Raw genomic sequence first — 17,085 nt, forward strand, 5'->3', positions numbered from 1 at the left:
TTTCGGCCGTCTCCTTGAATGGGGGCGGCCTTTTTCTATGCTGGGGCCATGGATGTATTCACCAAGACCGTGTCCCGTTCTGATCAAGCTGGCGCCGAGGCTGCTGGGTTGAGATGGCTGGCGCAGGCGCTTGCCGCCGTCGTCGTGGACGTCACCGAAGTCACCTCTACTTCTCTTAGCACGCGGCGGGTGGAGCAGGCGCGGCCGAGCGTCCCTGCTGCCCGCGCCTTTGGCGCTGCGCTGCGCACGGTCCATGAAGCGGGAGCGCCCGCCTTCGGCGCCCCGCCAGCGGGCTGGGAGGGTGCGAACTTCATTGGGCGCGTGGAGCAACCCTGCGAACCGTGTGAAGCCTGGGGCGAGTTCTACGTTGAGCAGCGAGTGCTGCCTTTCGTGGGAGGACTGCCTCAGGGGCTGCAGGGGATTGTTCGGCAAGCATGCGAGGCCATAAAAACTGCTGACTGGGACGTGAAACCGGCGCGAATTCATGGCGACCTGTGGGCAGGCAACGTGCTTTTTACTGCCGATTCGGCCGTGATGATCGACCCTGCCGCGCACGGCGGGCACCCGTGGACGGACCTAGCCATGCTCGAGCTCTTTGGCACGCCGTTCTACGAGGAAATCCTCCGCGGGTACGGGGCGCCCAAGGAATACGAGAAGTGGGTGCCTATGCATCAATTGCACCCACTTGCAGTTCACGCGATGACGCATGGTCCGGCCTACTACGCTCCGCTTGAGCAGGCTGCGCGTTCCACCCTTGAGGCATTGCGATGAGTGCGTGACCGCTCGAAGGTTCTGGCGGATTTGAAGGAGAGGAGCTCTGGGTGCGCTTTTGTGCTCCGCCCTTTAAGGGCGCGCGGACCTTGCTGTCACTTCCCCGCATCTGCTGGGCGGGTTTCGTTCTTTAAGGCTTAAGAGTTCCGGTACTCCCGCTGCATCCGGTGGCGTGTGAACCGTAGTCCGGGATTACTGAGTTTCCCGCGTACCTTGTTGTGGTTCGCGGGTGCTGCTGTCTGAAGGATCGTCGATATGCCCGCGAACCTTCCCTCGGTTGGCGGTGTTGTCGCTGGTGGTGGGTCGTTTTCCTTTCTGCTTGTGTTGTGTTTGGTGGCTGTGGGTGTTAACTACTGTCGGGTGGTTCCTCTGGTGGTTGTTCTGCTTGTTCGGCGGTGAGTCTGGCTAGTGCTTCTTGGTATTCGGGCATTGCTGTTATCGGTGTGCCCCAGGGTGGGATGAAGCTGACCCCGGTGTTAAGCCGGTACATGTAGCCGCGTCCGGTAGGTCTTTGTGGGTCATCATCATTTATTCCGTTGTGGTAGGCGCACAAAAACGTCAGGTTTTTAATGTTGGTGTAGTCGCCTGCCTGCCAGGGCACCAAATGATGGACTTGGCAGTAGTCTGCCGGCTTATTGCAGCCTGGTCTAGAACACGTGTGGAATTCAGCATGCAGGGTAAGGCGTTGTTTGAAGTTTGCTCCACGCTCTAGCCGCCAGGTGTCGATGGGTCCTTCAAGAGGGTGCACGATGGTGGCATACCCTATTTCGGCAAACTTGTGGGTTAAGAATTCCGCCCCGGTCATGCGCCCACCATTGGTGAGGTTGAGCTCGATGTCATCACCGTCGCCGTTGATGATCTGGTCCAACTCGTTCAGGGTGACGATGACTTGGGTACGCACCGCTGGTTTAGAGCCGGTGCCCTCTTTGAAGAAGATGTCGTTGGCGGCTTGAAGCAGGTCGGTGGTGTTGGTTGATTCGAGGACGCCGCGCATGTTGGCAATCGTGGTGGCGTCGTCAGTGATGGAGAGAGTGTTGGGGCCTTGTTCCCGGTAGGTGATGCGCACGCCTGGTTTGGCTATGCGTTTGGAGCGTAGTTCTTTCAGTCGTGTGGTAGCAACGGTGGGGATGCGGTGTGCGGGTGTTCCTGCGAGTTTGATTCTGAGGTTCCAGGCGTCGAGGGTTTTCTTGACTTTTGCGGTGTAGGTTTCAATCAGTGTGAGGGTGCCGAGGCTGTGGCGTTGTTGAAGGGCTGCGGTACGGGCTTTGCGTTGTTTGCCGCTAAAGCGGGTGGGGCCGAAATACACCTGGTTAAGGCGTGCTAGTTCGGCAGCATCGGAAGCGGAAGCGCCGAGCGTGCGGAGCTCATCGGGTGAGCCAGGAATGTTTTCCACCAGCGCAATCCCCGAGTTGCGTAGGCGGATGTAGGTTTCGATATCCCCCATGAGCACAGAGACTAAAACAGCACCGTGGGCCCCGCAACCGGAGCGAAGAAATGCCCAGCTCAGGGGTGGAGTGAAGAGTCAATCATGGGTGTGGGACTATGTGCGCTACAGGTGTTGGGGCGCACGGACTCGCGTTATGGGAAGGGAGAAGTTGACCTCCTGGAAGAGAATGCCACTGGCGTGCGGGGAAACGCTGGCCTCGGGCGCACGTGGTGGGTGCGGAAACGGAACAGGAAAGGCCCCGCGAGGAGGGGGCTTGGAACCTTAGGCGCTGGTAGGGCCCGGCGGCATGGTGCGCTTGTGGGCGCCGCGGCGCCACAGGGTCTCGATGCGCGATTGGGCGGCGGCAGGCACGTCCTTGCCCTCGAGGTAGTCATCGATGTGGGAGTAGGTGACGCCGAGCGCTTCTTCGTCAGAGAGTAGGGGGCGGTCATCCTCTAGATCTGCGGTGGGAACCTTCTTCCACGTAGATTCTGGTGCGCCGAGATGCTTCAGAAGCTGAGCACCCTGGCGCTTGTTAAGCCCGGCGAGGGGCAGGACGTCGGCAGCGCCGTCGCCCCACTTGGTAAAGAAGGCGGTGACGTTTTCGGCGGCGTGGTCTGTACCGATGACCAGCGCGCCGACTTCGCCGGCCAGCGCGTACTGCGCGGCCATGCGCAGGCGGGCCTTGAGGTTGCCTCGATTGAAGTCCCCCAGGGAGTCCTGGTGTAGGGCGTTGGCCACGGCGCCGTCGAGAGCCGCGGTGGCCTCGGCGATGTTGACGGTGAGGCAGTGGTCGGGCTCGATAAAGTCGAGGGCGATCTGTGCGTCATCCTCGTCGGCCTGTACGCCGTGGGGAAGGCGCACGGCCCAGAAGTCCGCGCCGTCGACGCGGGCCACCGCCAGCTGAGCCAAGCGCCCAGCCAGGGTGGAGTCCTGGCCGCCAGAGATGCCCAGGACAAAGCCCTTCGCGCCGGTTGCGCGTAGGTAGTCCACCAAAAAGGCGACGCGGCGCTCAACCTCTTCTTCTGAATCGATGCGGGGTTTTACGCCGAGGGCCTTGATGATGTCGTGCTGGAGGTCTATGGATTCATGTGACATGACGCCAATGGTAGCCGCCTGCGACAATAGGAACCCGTGAACAAAGATACGTACGTCATGATGGTCGCAGGCGTCGCCGCCCTGGGTGGCCTGCTCTTTGGATATGACACCGGAGTGATGTCCGGAGCCCTCCTCTTCGTGGGACCGGAATTCGGCATGTCTGCCCATGAGGAGGGGCTGGTGACCTCGATGCTCTTGGCCGGCGCGGCAGTTGGCGCGCTGGTCGCTGGGCGTGTGGCGAGCATGATCGGGCGGCGTCGCACCCTCATCGCCGGTGGGCTCATCTTCGTGGCTGGTTCCGTGTGGTGCGGGCTTTCAAGCTCGGCCGATGAACTCGCTGCCGCCCGCACATTCCTCGGCGTGGCAGTGGGCGCGGTGTCGATCGTCTCCCCGATGTATATCTCCGAAATCACCCCGGCGGCTGTGCGGGGCCGGATGGTCTCCCTCAATACGCTCATGATCGTCGTGGGGCAGCTGCTGGCGTATGGCGTGAACTCGCTATTGGCTGCAAGCGGCAGCTGGCATTGGATGCTGGGGCTGGCCGCGGTCCCGGGCGCGGCGCTGGCGCTCGGCATGGTCTTCCTGCCCGATACCCCGGCATGGCTCGCGGCACAAGGGCGACCGCGTGAAGCTGCCGCGGTCAGCGCTCGGGTCGGCGCGCAGGGAGCGGAGTTGGAGCTTAGTCCACGTCCGAGCACGGGTGAATGGCGAGCTTTGCGACGCCACCGTTGGATGCGCTGGGCCATCGCGCTTGCCATGCTCATGGGGGTGACTCAGCAGATTACGGGTGTGAACGCCATTGTGTACTTCGCGCCCACGATGATGAACCAGGTGGGTATCTCCACTACTAACTCGGTATATACGTCGATGGTGATCGGTGCGGTATCCGTCGTAGCGTGCCTCGTGGGCATGCGCGTGATTGACCGGCTGGGACGCCGCCGGCTGCTGTTGGCGGGCCTAGGCGGCAACGTGGTCTCACTCGTGGTCCTCGCGGTGGCCTATCACTTCGCCCATGACTCCATTCCGCTGGCCATGCTGTCGTTGGCGTGCATGGCGGCGTTCATTGCCTTTCAGCAGGCGGCAGTCTCCCCGGCCACGTGGTTGCTCATGTCAGAAATCGTGCCGCCAGAGGTCCGCGGCGTGGGCATGGGAATTGCTGGGCTGGCACTGTGGGTGAGTAACTGGGCGGTGGCGCAGTTCTTCTTGCCGGTGGTCGAGTGGCTCGGCGGCTCGCTGGCCTTCGGAATCTTCGCGGTCTTAGGTCTCGTCGCGGTGGGATATACCCGCGCACTCGTTCCGGAAACGGCGAGGGAGAGCCTCGAGGATGTTGCCGAGCAGCTGCGCTCCCGCTACTCCGAAAGCTGAGTGTTTTGGTAATGACGCGCGTGTGGGGTAACATTTTTCCTCGTGTCATTGCTGGGTGTCTTCCCAGCTATGCTTTGAACTAATCAATCGCATCAAGATTGCGCATAACGAAAGGAGCGCCCGATGAAGGTTCGCAAGTCGCTTCGGTCGCTGAAGAAGAAGCCGGGCGCCCAGGTTATTCGCCGCCACGGTAAGGTCTTCGTGATCAACAAGAAGGATCCGCGCTTCAAGGCTCGCCAGGGCTAAGAAACGAGTTTCCTCGTCTCCGTCTTCCCCGCTTTGTGGGGAGGGCGGATTTTTTATGCCCACATGCCTGGACAGATGCGCTTTAATGAATATAATTATCGGGCGGACTTCGGCAGGAGCCCGGAAGATAGTTGAAAGAAAGAAGAATAATGAAGAAGCGTCTCGTGGCGGCGGTGTGTGCTGCTGCAGTTGGGTTCACTGTTCCGGTAGCTCATGCTGCGGACTTTGAGTTTGAAAGCTTGGCGGATCCCTCGCTGGGAATCAATGACCCCTCGTGCGAGCCGAGCGGCGAGGTGCGTGAGCCGGTGGTGCTTCTCCACGGCACGTCGGACAATTCCTCGACGTGGAACGAACTGATCCCGGTCCTGCAGGAGGAGGGGATGTGCGTGTGGGCCTTTGACTACGGCGCGGACGACGTGACGTTGCAGAACGCGAATCCTCGTGCCAAGGCGATTGCGGACTTGGATGAGTCTGCGCGCGAAATTGCAGGGCAGATTGATTACGTGCGCGAGGTGACCGGAAGCGACAAGGTTAATCTGGTGGGCCACTCGCAGGGCGGGCTGCACATCAAGACCTACACGCAGATGTACGGTTCGGCTGAGCACGTTTCCCACGCTGTGGCCATTGGTGGCAACCTCCATGGCACAACCCTCAACGGGATGGGCGAGGTTCTGGCCAAGATGATTGCGGCGATGCCACACTTTGCTCGGTTCTTGGCGAGCTCTGCAGGCATCCAGCAGGTTGTCGGCTCCGAGTTCATGGAGAACCTCAATGCGCTGCCTGATACGGCGCCGGGGCCGCTCTATACATCGATCTATTCGCCTGCCGACGTCACGGTGACCCCGAACTCTTCCTCCATGCTTACACCTGTCGACGGCGCCGACGTGGTCAACATCGATCTAGGGGAGCTGTGCGGAGCGGAGCCGCTGCATCCGGACCTGCCGCGGGATCCCATGACGATGAGCCAGGTGCTCTTTGGTCTGACCCGCGAGGCGGGGCAAGGGGCTGATTCTGGAACCTGTGTCGAGCCAATGCTTGATTAGATTTCATTGGCAATAGAGGGGCCGGTATCGAGGGCGTGGCCTAGAGCCGTGCCCTTTTGTGGACTTTGTCACAAACTAAGTGAATCTTCGGTAAACGTGCAGGGAATATCAACGGTGTAGTTACCGCCGTGGGGACGGGCGGAGTGATGGGGTGTCAACATGTGGGGTCGGGCCAAGTTACATCCTGGGAATACCAGGCATGTAACTACTACATGTAGTGCTAGTTGCGGGGTGCGGGCACAAAGTATAGTGTCGTTGATGTTGCTCGAGCGGCGGTCCGATATCGCTGTGCAGAGCCTGTAGGCAGAGCCGTTGAACGCTCTGCCAGTACCGAATTCAACAGTCACTCCGCGTGTAGCGCCGAAGGAAGCCAAAGGAACGTCACATGAGCATCACTGTCTACACTAAGCCCGCTTGCGTCCAGTGCAACGCCACCAAGAAGGCTCTCGACCGTGCTGGTCTCGAGTACGAGTTGGTGGATATCTCCCTCGATGATGATGCCCGCGACTACGTCATGGCCCTCGGATACGTCCAAGCGCCGGTCGTGGAAGCGCACGGCGAGCACTGGTCCGGCTTCCGCCCGGATCGCATCAAGGCCCTCACTGCGATGGTGGCGAGCGCCTAGGTTAACGCCATGTTGGTCGTGTATTTCTCTTCCGCTACGGAAAACACCCACCGCTTCGTCGAGAAGCTCGGCCTTCCCAGCGCCCGCATCCCGCTGCGCCTTAATGACGAGCCCCTCACCGTGAATGAACCTTATGTCTTGGTGTGCCCGACATACGGGGGAGGGGCGTCGGTAAGCGGGCAGAACACGCGGCCTGTACCCAAACAAGTCATTCGTTTCCTGAATGATGAACACAACCGCAGCTTCATTCGCGCCGTTGTAGCCGGAGGAAACAGCAACTTCGGCAGTGACTTTGGCAAGGCGGGTGACGTTATCGCCGCCAAGTGTAAGGTTCCTTATGTGTATCGCTTCGAGCTTCTCGGAACCGAGGAAGATGTCACAATTTGCCGTGAAGGCCTCCTGGCCAACGCGGCCGCTTTAGGTTTGGCTGCCTAAAGCCTCATCCGTACTATTTCGTCTCTCCATTTCGCCATAGCAAAGAAAGGCCCGTGAACGTCGTGACCACGCAACTGGGTAAGACCGTCGCCGAACCTGTGAAGCCGGCCGAGCAACTGGATTATCATGCACTTAACGCGCTGCTGAACTTGTATGACGAGAACGGCAAGATTCAGTTCGACAAGGACCGCGAGGCCGCGAACCAATTCTTCCTCCAGCACGTCAACCAGAACACTGTCTACTTCCACGACTTGGAAGAGAAGATGCGCTACCTGGTGGAAAACAAGTACTACGAGCCGGAGCTGATCGAGCAGTACGACTTCGATTTCATCAAGTCCCTGTTCAAGCGCGCCTATGCCTTTAAGTTCCGTTTTAAGACCTTCCTTGGCGCCTACAAGTACTACACGTCGTACACCCTGAAGACCTTCGACGGCCGCCGCTACCTCGAGCGCTTCGAAGACCGTGTGTCCATGACCGCACTCTTCTTGGCGGATGGTGACACGGAGGTGGCTGAACACCTCGTGGATGAAATCATGACCGGTCGCTTCCAGCCGGCTACCCCGACCTTCCTTAACGCCGGCAAGGCTCAGCGTGGCGAGCTGGTGTCCTGCTTCCTGTTGCGCATCGAGGACAACATGGAGTCGATTGGGCGCTCTATTAACTCCGCTCTGCAGCTGTCCAAGCGCGGCGGCGGCGTGGCCCTGTTGCTGTCCAACATCCGTGAATCCGGTGCGCCCATCAAGCATATTGAGAACCAGTCTTCCGGCGTCATCCCCGTGATGAAGCTGTTGGAGGATTCCTTCTCCTATGCCAACCAGCTGGGCGCTCGCCAGGGCGCTGGTGCGGTGTACCTCAACGCGCACCACCCGGACATTATGAGCTTCCTTGACACCAAGCGTGAGAATGCGGACGAGAAGATCCGTATCAAGACCCTTTCGCTTGGCATCGTGATCCCCGACATCACCTTCGAGCTGGCAAAGCGTAACGATGACATGTACCTGTTCAGCCCGTACGATGTCGAGCGCGTCTACGGCAAGGCCTTCGGCGATATTTCCATCACCGAGCACTACGAAGAGATGGTCGAGGATCCGCGTATCCGCAAGAAGAAGATCAACGCTCGCCACTTCTTCCAGACCGTCGCGGAGCTGCAGTTCGAGTCCGGTTACCCCTACATCATGTTCGAGGACACCGTGAACCGCGCCAACCCGGTCAAGACTGGGCGCATCAACATGTCGAACCTGTGCTCCGAGATTCTGCAGGTGAACGCCCCGTCAGAGCTCAACGACGACCTCACCTACAAGACCCTGGGTAGCGATATTTCCTGCAACCTTGGCTCCCTCAATATCGCGGCTACCATGGATTCCCCGGACTTCGCCTTGACAGTGGAAACCGCTATCCGTGGCTTGACGGCTGTGTCGGACAAGACCTCTATCGACTCCGTTCCCTCCGTGCGCAAGGGCAACGATGATTCCCACGCGATTGGCCTGGGGCAGATGAACCTGCACGGTTACCTTGGCCGCGAGCACATTGAGTACGGCTCCGATGAAGGCTTGGACTTCACCAACGCTTACTTCGCCGCCATCATGTACGCCGCGTTGCGTGCATCCAACAAGCTGGCCCGCGAGCGTGGCGAGTACTTCACCGAGTTCCCCGAGTCTGACTATGCCAGCGGTGAGTTCTTCGACCGTTATGATCCGGCTGACTTTGCTCCGCGCACGGAAAAGGTCAAGGAGCTCTTCGCTAAGTCCTCGATTCACACCCCGTCGGCGGAGGAGTGGGCTGCGCTGAAGGCGGACGTCGCCAAGCACGGCATCTACAACCGCAACCTGCAGGCAGTGCCGCCGACCGGATCGATTTCGTACATCAACAACTCGACGTCCTCGATTCACCCGATCGCCTCCAAGATTGAAATCCGCAAGGAAGGCAAGATTGGCCGCGTCTACTATCCGGCGCCGCACATGGACAACGACAACCTGGAGTACTTCAAGGACTCCTATGAGATCGGCTACGAGAAGATCATCGACACCTACGCCGAGGCCACGAAGTACGTTGACCAAGGTCTGTCGCTGACGCTGTTCTTCAAGGACACCGCCACTACCCGCGATATCAACCGCGCCCAGATCTACGCATGGCGAAAGGGTATTAAGACCCTCTACTACATCCGCCTGCGCCAGATGGCTCTGGAGGGAACCGAGGTTGAGGGCTGCGTTTCCTGCATGCTCTAGTTCTTGTTAGTCCTTGTTCGCACGCGCCTCAATTAGGATGGCGCGTGCGATTTTTTCTGCCTCGGGGGAGTCGCCGCGGTGGATTGCTTCCGCTAGATCCAGGTGGCGCTGGGCGGTGCCGGCCGTGGGGTTGCGTTTGCGGGAGCCAAAGAGTGAACGCCCGCGCACCATGGACAGCAGATAAGGGCTGAGGGCTGAAAACATCTCATTGCCCGAGGCATGGAGAACCATGGCATGAAAACGCAGGTCGGTAGCGAGGTGTTCACCGACGCGCCGCGTTGGCGTGTCTTGGAGGCGTTGGGCCAGCTCCAAGATCTCTTCCTTATCTTCCTGGGACGCATGCAGCGCAGCGAGGCCTGCGGCGACGGGCTCGATGGCAAGGCGCAGTTCGTTGAGAGAGGAGCGCTGCCTGTCGCGGGATTTCTCTGAGCTCAGGCGCCACGAAATGATGGCGGGATCATAGACCGCCCACTCGCTGATGGGGAGCACAGTGATACCTACGCGGCGCGAAGAAGAGACCATCCCCAAGTGCTCTAGGGCGCGCATTGCCTCGCGGGCTACGGTCCGAGAAACTCCGAAGCGCGCGCAAAGATCGGTGAGCGTAAAACGCTCACCGGCGGCGAGGGTGCCGCTGACGATGTCGGCGCCCATGGTATCCAGAACGGTGCTGAGTAGGGGAGCGGAGGGTTCAGTCACGGGGAGCCGGTACCTCCATTGACATTCGGGGGCGTGTGAACAGGGCTTAAGTATAAAACACGCAGGAATTTTGGCCCCTAGTTTTACCGGGTACGATGGCACCAGACTCACAATAACTAGTAAGACGAGGTGACGTGCGTGTCTCACGAGTACGACGATTACATCGCTAGCCACGAGGCTCCGGTGAAGGCAATTAACTGGAACACAATTCCAGATGAGAAGGATCTCGAGGTGTGGGATCGCCTCACCGGAAACTTCTGGCTCCCGGAAAAGGTGCCGGTGTCCAACGATATCCAGAGCTGGAAAACTCTGACTGAGAAGGAACAGGAGACCACCATGCGTGTCTTCGCTGGTCTCACTCTGCTCGATACCATCCAGGGCACCGTCGGTGCGGTATCGCTGCTTCCCGACGCCACCACTCTCCACGAAGAGGCGGTCTACACCAACATCGCCTTCATGGAGTCCGTTCACGCGAAGTCCTACTCCAATATCTTCATGACGTTGGCGTCGACTCCCATGATCAACGACGCCTTCCGCTGGTCCGAAGAGAATGAAAACCTCCAGCGCAAGGCAAAAATCGTCATGTCCTACTATCAGGGCGATGACCCGCTGAAGAAGAAGGTTGCGTCCACCTTGCTGGAATCCTTCCTCTTCTACTCAGGCTTCTTCCTGCCGATGTACTTCTCGTCGCGCGCAAAGCTAACGAACACGGCCGATATCATCCGCCTCATCATCCGCGATGAGGCCGTTCACGGCTATTACATCGGCTACAAGTTCCAGCAGGGCTACAAGAAGCTCTCGGAGTCGGAGCAGGAAGAGATGAAGGGCTACGCCTTCGACCTGCTCTATGAACTCTACGAGAACGAGATCGATTACACCGAGGATCTCTACGATGAGTTGGGCTGGACCGAGGATGTAAAGCGCTTCCTTCGCTACAACGCCAACAAGGCGCTCAATAACCTAGGCTTCGAGGGGCTTTTCCCGGCTGATGAAACCCGCGTGTCCCCGGCCATCCTGTCTTCCTTGTCTCCGAACGCGGATGAGAACCATGACTTCTTCTCTGGCTCCGGTTCCTCCTATGTGATTGGCAAGGCGGAGGAAACCACCGACGAGGACTGGGACTTCTAAGTACCATCCACTGCCACGCCGCACCTCCTAGAACGATCAACCGAAAGTTTGATTCTTTCAGGGGGTGCGTTTTCGGGTTTTAGGGGCCCGCACACTCGGCCATCTGTGTTCTAGATCACCGCCTGGTGAGGCATGGTGTAGCGGGTCTGCCACGTACAAGGGGTTATCCGGATAAAACGGGGCTAGCAAGAGCTACGGGGAATATTAGAGCGCTGGAAATTTGGCCCTGAGGTGCCCTAATATAAGGCGAGTAAACCTAGGTGTTTAATCACTGGGCGTGTGGCGCGATAAAACGCGTGATACCGATGTGGTTAGACGCTTGTTCTTCAGGAGGATTTTATGACCGCTGTGGCGCCACGGCTCGACGATTACGTCGCGCCTACACGTCCGGAGCCGACTGGTAACGCAAAGACCGGTTCCAAGGCGTGGATGTTGCTAACCACCACCGACCACAAGCAGCTGGGCATCATGTACATGATCATGGCCTTCAGCTTCTTCTTCCTCGGTGGCTTCATGGCTCTGCTGCTTCGCGCTGAGCTTTTCACCCCAGGATTGCAGTTCCTGTCCAACGAGCAGTTCAACCAGCTCTTCACCATGCACGGCACCGTCATGCTGCTGCTGTTTGCAACACCAGTGGTGTGGGCATTCGGTAACTATGTTCTGCCCCTGCAGATTGGCGCACCGGATGTGGCCTTCCCGCGTCTGAACGCTTTCGGTTTCTGGATTACCCTGACCGGCGGCGTCGTGATGCTCGCGGGCTTCTTGACCCCGGGCGGCGCTGCTGACTTCGGCTGGACCATGTACGTCCCGCTGTCTGACTCGGTTCACACCCCGGGTATCGGCGCCGACATGTGGATCGTCGGCGTGGGCGCTACCGGTGTCGGTACCATTGCTTCCGCCATCAACATGATCACCACGGTCCTCACCCTGCGTGCACCGGGCATGACCATGTTCCGTCTGCCGGTCTTCACCTGGGCAGTGTTTACCGCATCTGTCATCGTTCTGATGATCTTCCCGCTGCTGACCGCTGCGGCACTGGGTGTTCTTTATGACCGCAAGCTGGGCGGCCACATCTTCGACTCCGCTAACGGTGGCGGCATCCTGTGGCAGCACCTCTTCTGGTTCTTCGGTCACCCGGAGGTCTACGTCCTGGCACTCCCGTTCTTCGGCATCATCTCTGAGGTTGTCCCGGTCTTCGCTCGCAAGCCGGTCTTCGGCTACATCGGTCTGGTCTTCGCCCTGCTGGCAATCGGTGCGCTGTCCATGGCCGTGTGGGCTCACCACATGTTCGTGACCGGTGCTATTCTGCTGCCGTTCTTCTCCTTCATGACCTTCCTCATTGCGGTTCCGACCGGCGTGAAGTTCTTCAACTGGGTCGGCACCATGTGGAAGGGCCACATCACCTGGGATACCCCGATGATCTTCGCCATGGGCTTCCTGGCAACCTTCCTCTTCGGCGGCATGACCGGTATTATGCTGGCCTCCCCGGCACTGGACTTCCAGCTTGCTGAGTCCTACTTCTTGATTGCTCACTTCCACTACACCCTCTTCGGCACCGTGGTGTTCTCCGCCTTCGCTGGCCTGTACTTCTGGTTCCCGAAGATGACCGGCCGCATGCTCGATGAGCGCCTGGGCAAGATTCACTTCTGGCTGACCTTCATCGGCTTCCACGGCACCTTCCTGGTTCAGCACTGGGTGGGCAACATGGGTATGCCGCGTCGTTACGCCGACTACCTGGAGTCTGATGGCTTCACGGTCTTCAACCAGATTTCCACCATCTTCTCCTTCGTCCTCGGCGCCTCGGTTATCCCGCTGATTTGGAACGTCTTCAAGTCCTGGCGCTACGGTGAGATCGTCACCGTGGACGATCCGTGGGGCTATGGCAACTCCCTCGAGTGGGCCACCTCCTGCCCGCCGCCGCGCCACAACTTCGTGTCGCTGCCGCGCATTCGTTCCGAGCGCCCGGCCTTCGAGCTGCACTACCCGCACATGGTTAAGCGCATTCGCGAGGAAGCACACGTCGGCCACTAAGCACTCACTAGCTGAGTACTCCTGAAAACGCCGCCTCCCCATCACTGCGATGGGGAGGCGGCGTTTGCCGTAGGTGAAAAGGTCACGAACGTGGTGTGAGATAATAAGCCCCGTGGATAATCAAAGTGAACAAGTCTTCGCCGTTGTTACCGCCTCCGGCCCCGATAAGCCAGGCGTGTCGGCGGCCTTCTTCCGCGTACTGGGCTCTCATGATGTGGAGCTCGTCGACGCCGAGCAAGCTATCTTCTCCGGTCGGATTTCGCTGTCCGCCTACATCCGGGTTCGTTCCTCGCGCCTCGAGGCTTTGGAGCAGGGATTGCGAAATACGCTGAGCATCTACGCGCAGTCCATCAACGTGGATCTGCGAGAAGAAGAGTCAACCTCACGCCCGCGCTCGACGCACGTCGTCGTGGTTCTGGGACGCCAGCTCAACGCCAGCCAGATGTCCGCCATTGCTAAGGAACTGGCTAACCTCAACGTCAACATCGACCGTATCCGCGGGCTCTCCACTTATCCGCTCAATGGCTTGGAGCTGTATATCACGATCGATGGTGCTGCCGATCCTGTGCGCGCCATGCTGGCCCGCCTAGCTACCGAGCAAGGTGTCGACATCGCCATCGAGCGCTCCGGCCTGCAGCGCCGTTCGAAGCGGCTTATCTGCTTTGACTGCGATTCCACCCTTATCACCGGCGAGGTCATCGAAATGCTGGCCGCCCACGCCGGCAAGGAAGCCGAGGTTGCCGCAGTGACGGAGCGCGCGATGCGCGGCGAGCTGGACTTCGAGCAATCCCTACGCGAGCGCGTCGCCACCCTGGAAGGTTTGCCGGAGTCCGTCATCGCAGAAACCGCCGCCGATATTTGCCTGACCCCGGGCGTGCGGACCACCATCCGCACCCTCAAGCGCATGGGATACCGCGTTGCGGTAGTCTCTGGCGGCTTTATCCAAGTCCTCGAGGATTTAGCACGGGAACTCGACCTCGACTACGTGCGCGCCAACACCCTCGAAATCGTGGACGGTAAGCTCACCGGCCGCGTCATCGGTGACGTGGTGGACCGCAAGGCCAAGGAGAAGTTCCTGCGCGAATTCGCTGCGGATTCGGGTCTGAGCATGCTGCAGACCGTTGCCGTCGGCGACGGCGCTAACGATATCGACATGATTTCCGCCGCCGGCTTGGGCATTGCCTTCAACGCCAAGCCAGCGCTTCGCCAGGTTGCGGATACCTCCGTCAACCACCCGTACATGGATGAGATCCTGCAGATCCTCGGTATCCCGATGGAAGAAGTTGCCAGTGAGTAATCTCCGCGAGGCCCATCGCCGTCTTGCGGCTGCGTGCAGCGAGCGCAGTTGGCGCGATGACCCTGAGGACCCGAACAAACCCGAGACCATTCAGGCGATGCAGATCGCGCTTAACCTGCCCAAGCAGGATCCGCCCGCGCGCACGGAGGTGCTCGAGGCGGCAGCTAAAGGCGTCGTCAAGCTCTGTCTCGATGAGAGGGCTGGCCAGGATGGGGCCTTCGCCGAGGCCCTAGGGCAGTGGTACGGGCACCGCATCCGCAAGGTGGCGCGCCGCGCACGCAACAAGGCCTGGCGCGATGTGCAGTCCCTGCCGGGCGTCACCGTGGATGATCGCGCGCGCGTCTTCCTTCCCTCGGCGGTGCAGGACGTGCACCCGCTCGTGGCGAAGCTACAGATCGGCCACACCGATCTGCCCCAGGATGAGCCCGGGCCCGCGCTTGGCGACGCCCCCGTGATCTACGTCGACGCCTCCCTCGCCATGAGCGCGGGAAAGGCCGCAGCGCAGGTAGGACACGGTTCGATGCTGTTAGCCGCGGCGATGAGCGCCGAGGAAGTGGAGGACTGGGTAGCACAGGACTTTGCGCTGTCCGTGCGCGAAATCCCCCATGAGGAATTTGCCGTGGCTTGTGCGCGTCCGGGAGCGGTGGTGGTGCATGACGCCGGTTTCACCGAGGTCGCTCCAGACTCAGCCACGGTGTGCGCGCTGCGTCATCCCTAGCGGGCCTCAACCAGGCGCTTGAGCGCCCCGCGCACGACCTGCGGGTCGCTCGTGGGCCACATCTGCGGCATGGAGGCTCGCAGGTAGGAGCCATAGCGCTTGGTTTCCAAGCGGCTATCGAGGACCGCGACGACCCCGCGGTCCGCAGTGGAGCGCAGGAGGCGGCCCGCGCCTTGGGCCATAAGCAGCGCCGCGTGCGTAGCGGAAACCTCCATAAAACCGTTGCGCCCAGCCGCCTTAGCTGCTTCGGTGCGCGCTTGCATGAGGGGATTATCCGGGCGGGGGAAGGGGATACGGTCGATGAGCACCAGGGAACACGCGGGGCCCGGGACGTCGACACCCTGCCAGAGAGTGAGCGTGCCGAACAGACAGGAGTTCTCGTTCTTCGTGAACTTATCAACGAGCGCGCCGATGGAGTCCTCGCCTTGGAGATAAATATCGAAAGGGAGCGTGGGCTTGAGTTCCTCGGCCGCTTGTTGTGCGGCCCGGCGTGAGGAGAAGAGACCGAGGGTGCGCCCGCCCGCGGCCATGATGAGCTCGCGGATTTCCTTAAGCGTCTGCGGGCTGAGTCCGTCGCGGCCCGGCTGCGGCAGGTGCGCTGCGGTATAAAGGATGCCGCTGCGCGCGGGGTCGAAAGGATAGCCCACGTCGAGACTATCCCATGTACCTTTGGGCAGGCCCCATTGTGCGGCCATGGCGTCGAAGCGCCCGCCCAAGGCAAGCGTGGCGGAGGTCAGCACGACAGTCTGTTCGCCGAAGAGCTTTTCGTGCAACATGCCGGCGATGGAGAGCGGGGCCACGGCCAGGGTGTCGTTTAGCGTGCGCTCATCGCGTTCCAGCCACACCACGTCGGCGTGTGCTGCGGGGTCACCGGTGGCGAAGACGTCGAGGATGCGGGCGATGGCTTCGACGAGGCTGCCGAGGTGATTGGCCAGGTTTTGGCGCTCGGCAGATTTTTCTGGGTCTTGGGCCTGTTCGCCTTCGGGGGCGCGGGCGATGGTCTCGCGGCAGTCGCTTAACGTGTCCGCGAGGCTCATGAGTTGTTGCTTGGCTTCCTCCGGAAGATCGGTCCAGCGGCCCGGCGTGAATTCACCGAGTAGTTGGCTCAGTTCATTGGCTTGTTCGCTCAGCCGCTGGTCTTTGCCATTGGCGCCGAGGGACTTGGCGCGGTTGGCCGCCATTTTGAGGGCGCGCCCGGTGATCTCGGCGGTAGAGACCGAGGTGATGCGGCCATCTAGCTCGTGTGCCTCATCGATGATGACGACATCGTGCTCTGGCAGGATGTTGATGTCTGCCACCGCATCGATGGCGAGCAGCGCGTGGTTGGTGACGACGATGTCGACGTCTGCCGCGCGGCGCCGCGCGAGCTCCGCGAAGCAGTCCTCGCCGTGCGGGCAGCGGGTAGCACCAAGGCACTCATTGGAGGTGACGGAGACCTGCCGCCAGGCTAGATCAGGCACTCCCGGTTCGAGGTCCTCGCGGTCGCCCGTCTCGGTGTCCTCCGCCCACTCGTAGACGCGCTGGACATGGCGGCCGAGGCTGGAGATGGCGTCCTGATCGAGCAGGGCGTCTTCGTCGTCAAGCTCAGCGGCGCGGGAAACCTTGTTGAGGCAGACATAGTTGGAGCGACCCTTCATGATGGCGAAGGTCGGCTTCTTTTCCAGGTGCGGTTCGAGGGCCTCGGCGAGGCGCGGCAGGTCTCGTTCCACCAGCTGGCGTTGCAGTGCCAGCGTGGCCGTGGAAACAATCACGGTGTGCCCGGTCTCTTGCGCGTGGCGAAAGGCAGGGACGAGGTAAGCCAGTGATTTACCCGTACCCGTTCCAGCTTGCACGGCGAGGTGGCGCTCTTTTTCCAGCGCGGTGGTCACGGCTTCCGCCATGCGCACCTGGCCGGCACGCCGCGCACCTCCGAGGGCGGAGACGGCAGCGTCGAGGAGGTCAACCGTTGAGTCCTGCATTTGAGTCAGTCTAGTCGGTTGCC

At 60.5% G+C, this 17,085-nt stretch carries 15 protein-coding genes; 11 read left to right on the forward strand and 4 right to left on the reverse strand.

The window, feature by feature from the left end:
* The first annotated feature begins 48 nt into the window (after positions 1-48).
* Complete coding sequence (locus ACUY3D_RS09870; protein ID WP_284848225.1) at positions 49-771, forward strand: fructosamine kinase family protein; 723 nt, start codon at positions 49-51, stop codon at positions 769-771.
* A gap of 346 nt (positions 772-1,117) precedes the next feature.
* Here ACUY3D_RS09870 and ACUY3D_RS09875 read toward each other — a convergent pair whose 3' ends face one another.
* Positions 1,118-2,215, reverse strand: a complete 1,098-nt coding sequence (locus tag ACUY3D_RS09875; RefSeq protein ID WP_448241021.1) for an HNH endonuclease signature motif containing protein — start codon at positions 2,213-2,215, stop codon at positions 1,118-1,120.
* A gap of 264 nt (positions 2,216-2,479) precedes the next feature.
* A complete protein-coding gene (gene nadE, locus ACUY3D_RS09880; RefSeq protein ID WP_425248906.1) occupies positions 2,480-3,295 on the reverse strand; it encodes an NAD(+) synthase in 816 nt (271 codons plus the stop codon).
* Positions 3,296-3,331: 36 nt separating this feature from the next.
* On the opposite strand from nadE, the gene ACUY3D_RS09885 reads away from it, so the two are divergent.
* The 6 genes from ACUY3D_RS09885 (at position 3,332) to nrdE (ending at position 9,234) form a co-directional block, all read left to right on the forward strand.
* Complete coding sequence (locus tag ACUY3D_RS09885; protein WP_448241022.1) at positions 3,332-4,660, forward strand: sugar porter family MFS transporter; 1,329 nt, start codon at positions 3,332-3,334, stop codon at positions 4,658-4,660.
* Positions 4,661-4,783: 123 nt separating this feature from the next.
* Positions 4,784-4,906: a type B 50S ribosomal protein L36 gene (gene ykgO / locus ACUY3D_RS09890; protein WP_003847162.1), complete on the forward strand. Its 123-nt coding sequence runs from the start codon at positions 4,784-4,786 to the stop codon at positions 4,904-4,906.
* Positions 4,907-5,055: 149 nt separating this feature from the next.
* Positions 5,056-5,949: an esterase/lipase family protein gene (locus ACUY3D_RS09895; RefSeq protein ID WP_070561755.1), complete on the forward strand. Its 894-nt coding sequence runs from the start codon at positions 5,056-5,058 to the stop codon at positions 5,947-5,949.
* Positions 5,950-6,334: 385 nt separating this feature from the next.
* Positions 6,335-6,574, forward strand: a complete 240-nt coding sequence (gene nrdH / locus ACUY3D_RS09900) for a glutaredoxin-like protein NrdH (RefSeq protein ID WP_070522434.1) — start codon at positions 6,335-6,337, stop codon at positions 6,572-6,574.
* Between the two features lie 9 nt (positions 6,575-6,583).
* Entirely contained in the window at positions 6,584-7,009 is a 426-nt protein-coding gene (gene nrdI, locus ACUY3D_RS09905) for a class Ib ribonucleoside-diphosphate reductase assembly flavoprotein NrdI (protein WP_070522431.1), read from the forward strand.
* Between the two features lie 62 nt (positions 7,010-7,071).
* On the forward strand, positions 7,072-9,234 hold the full coding sequence (gene nrdE / locus ACUY3D_RS09910) for a class 1b ribonucleoside-diphosphate reductase subunit alpha (RefSeq protein WP_070522502.1): 2,163 nt from the start codon (positions 7,072-7,074) through the stop codon (positions 9,232-9,234).
* A 6-nt stretch (positions 9,235-9,240) separates the two neighbouring features.
* On the opposite strand, the gene ACUY3D_RS09915 is transcribed toward nrdE, so the two are convergent.
* On the reverse strand, positions 9,241-9,885 hold the full coding sequence (locus ACUY3D_RS09915; RefSeq protein WP_448241054.1) for a FadR/GntR family transcriptional regulator: 645 nt from the start codon (positions 9,883-9,885) through the stop codon (positions 9,241-9,243).
* A gap of 183 nt (positions 9,886-10,068) precedes the next feature.
* Here ACUY3D_RS09915 and nrdF point away from each other — a divergent pair, with 183 nt between their 5' ends.
* The 4 genes from nrdF (at position 10,069) to ACUY3D_RS09935 (ending at position 15,104) form a co-directional block, all read left to right on the forward strand.
* A complete protein-coding gene (nrdF, locus tag ACUY3D_RS09920) occupies positions 10,069-11,058 on the forward strand; it encodes a class 1b ribonucleoside-diphosphate reductase subunit beta (protein ID WP_070522424.1) in 990 nt (329 codons plus the stop codon).
* 339 nt (positions 11,059-11,397) lie between these two features.
* A complete protein-coding gene (gene ctaD, locus ACUY3D_RS09925; protein ID WP_448241025.1) occupies positions 11,398-13,089 on the forward strand; it encodes an aa3-type cytochrome oxidase subunit I in 1,692 nt (563 codons plus the stop codon).
* Positions 13,090-13,192: 103 nt separating this feature from the next.
* Positions 13,193-14,386 carry a phosphoserine phosphatase SerB gene (gene serB, locus ACUY3D_RS09930; RefSeq protein ID WP_070522500.1) on the forward strand — a complete coding sequence of 398 codons (1,194 nt, stop codon included), beginning with the start codon at positions 13,193-13,195 and terminating at the stop codon, positions 14,384-14,386.
* Positions 14,379-15,104 (forward strand): peptidyl-tRNA hydrolase, encoded by a 726-nt coding sequence (locus tag ACUY3D_RS09935; protein ID WP_239248901.1) that lies wholly within the window; start codon positions 14,379-14,381, stop codon positions 15,102-15,104. The genes serB and ACUY3D_RS09935 overlap by 8 nt, the downstream gene beginning before the upstream one ends.
* Here ACUY3D_RS09935 and ACUY3D_RS09940 read toward each other — a convergent pair.
* Positions 15,101-17,062: an ATP-dependent DNA helicase gene (locus ACUY3D_RS09940; protein ID WP_070562127.1), complete on the reverse strand. Its 1,962-nt coding sequence runs from the start codon at positions 17,060-17,062 to the stop codon at positions 15,101-15,103. The genes ACUY3D_RS09935 and ACUY3D_RS09940 overlap by 4 nt on opposite strands.
* Positions 17,063-17,085 lie beyond the last annotated feature (23 nt).

It is taken from the genome of Corynebacterium guaraldiae (assembly GCF_053480195.1).

Excerpts from the sequence above, each read along its gene's own strand:
- ACUY3D_RS09940 (WP_070562127.1), bottom strand. The coding sequence starts at position 17,062 with ATGCAGGACTCAACGGTTGACCTCCTCGACGCTGCCGTCTCCGCCCTC.
- nadE (WP_425248906.1), bottom strand. The coding sequence starts at position 3,295 with ATGTCACATGAATCCATAGACCTCCAGCACGACATCATCAAGGCCCTC.
- nrdI (WP_070522431.1), top strand. The coding sequence starts at position 6,584 with ATGTTGGTCGTGTATTTCTCTTCCGCTACGGAAAACACCCACCGCTTC.
- nrdH (WP_070522434.1), top strand. The coding sequence starts at position 6,335 with ATGAGCATCACTGTCTACACTAAGCCCGCTTGCGTCCAGTGCAACGCC.
- ACUY3D_RS09895 (WP_070561755.1), top strand. The coding sequence starts at position 5,056 with ATGAAGAAGCGTCTCGTGGCGGCGGTGTGTGCTGCTGCAGTTGGGTTC.
- ctaD (WP_448241025.1), top strand. The coding sequence starts at position 11,398 with ATGACCGCTGTGGCGCCACGGCTCGACGATTACGTCGCGCCTACACGT.
- ACUY3D_RS09870 (WP_284848225.1), top strand. The coding sequence starts at position 49 with ATGGATGTATTCACCAAGACCGTGTCCCGTTCTGATCAAGCTGGCGCC.
- ACUY3D_RS09915 (WP_448241054.1), bottom strand. The coding sequence starts at position 9,885 with ATGGGCGCCGACATCGTCAGCGGCACCCTCGCCGCCGGTGAGCGTTTT.
- ykgO (WP_003847162.1), top strand. The coding sequence starts at position 4,784 with ATGAAGGTTCGCAAGTCGCTTCGGTCGCTGAAGAAGAAGCCGGGCGCC.
- ACUY3D_RS09875 (WP_448241021.1), bottom strand. The coding sequence starts at position 2,215 with ATGGGGGATATCGAAACCTACATCCGCCTACGCAACTCGGGGATTGCG.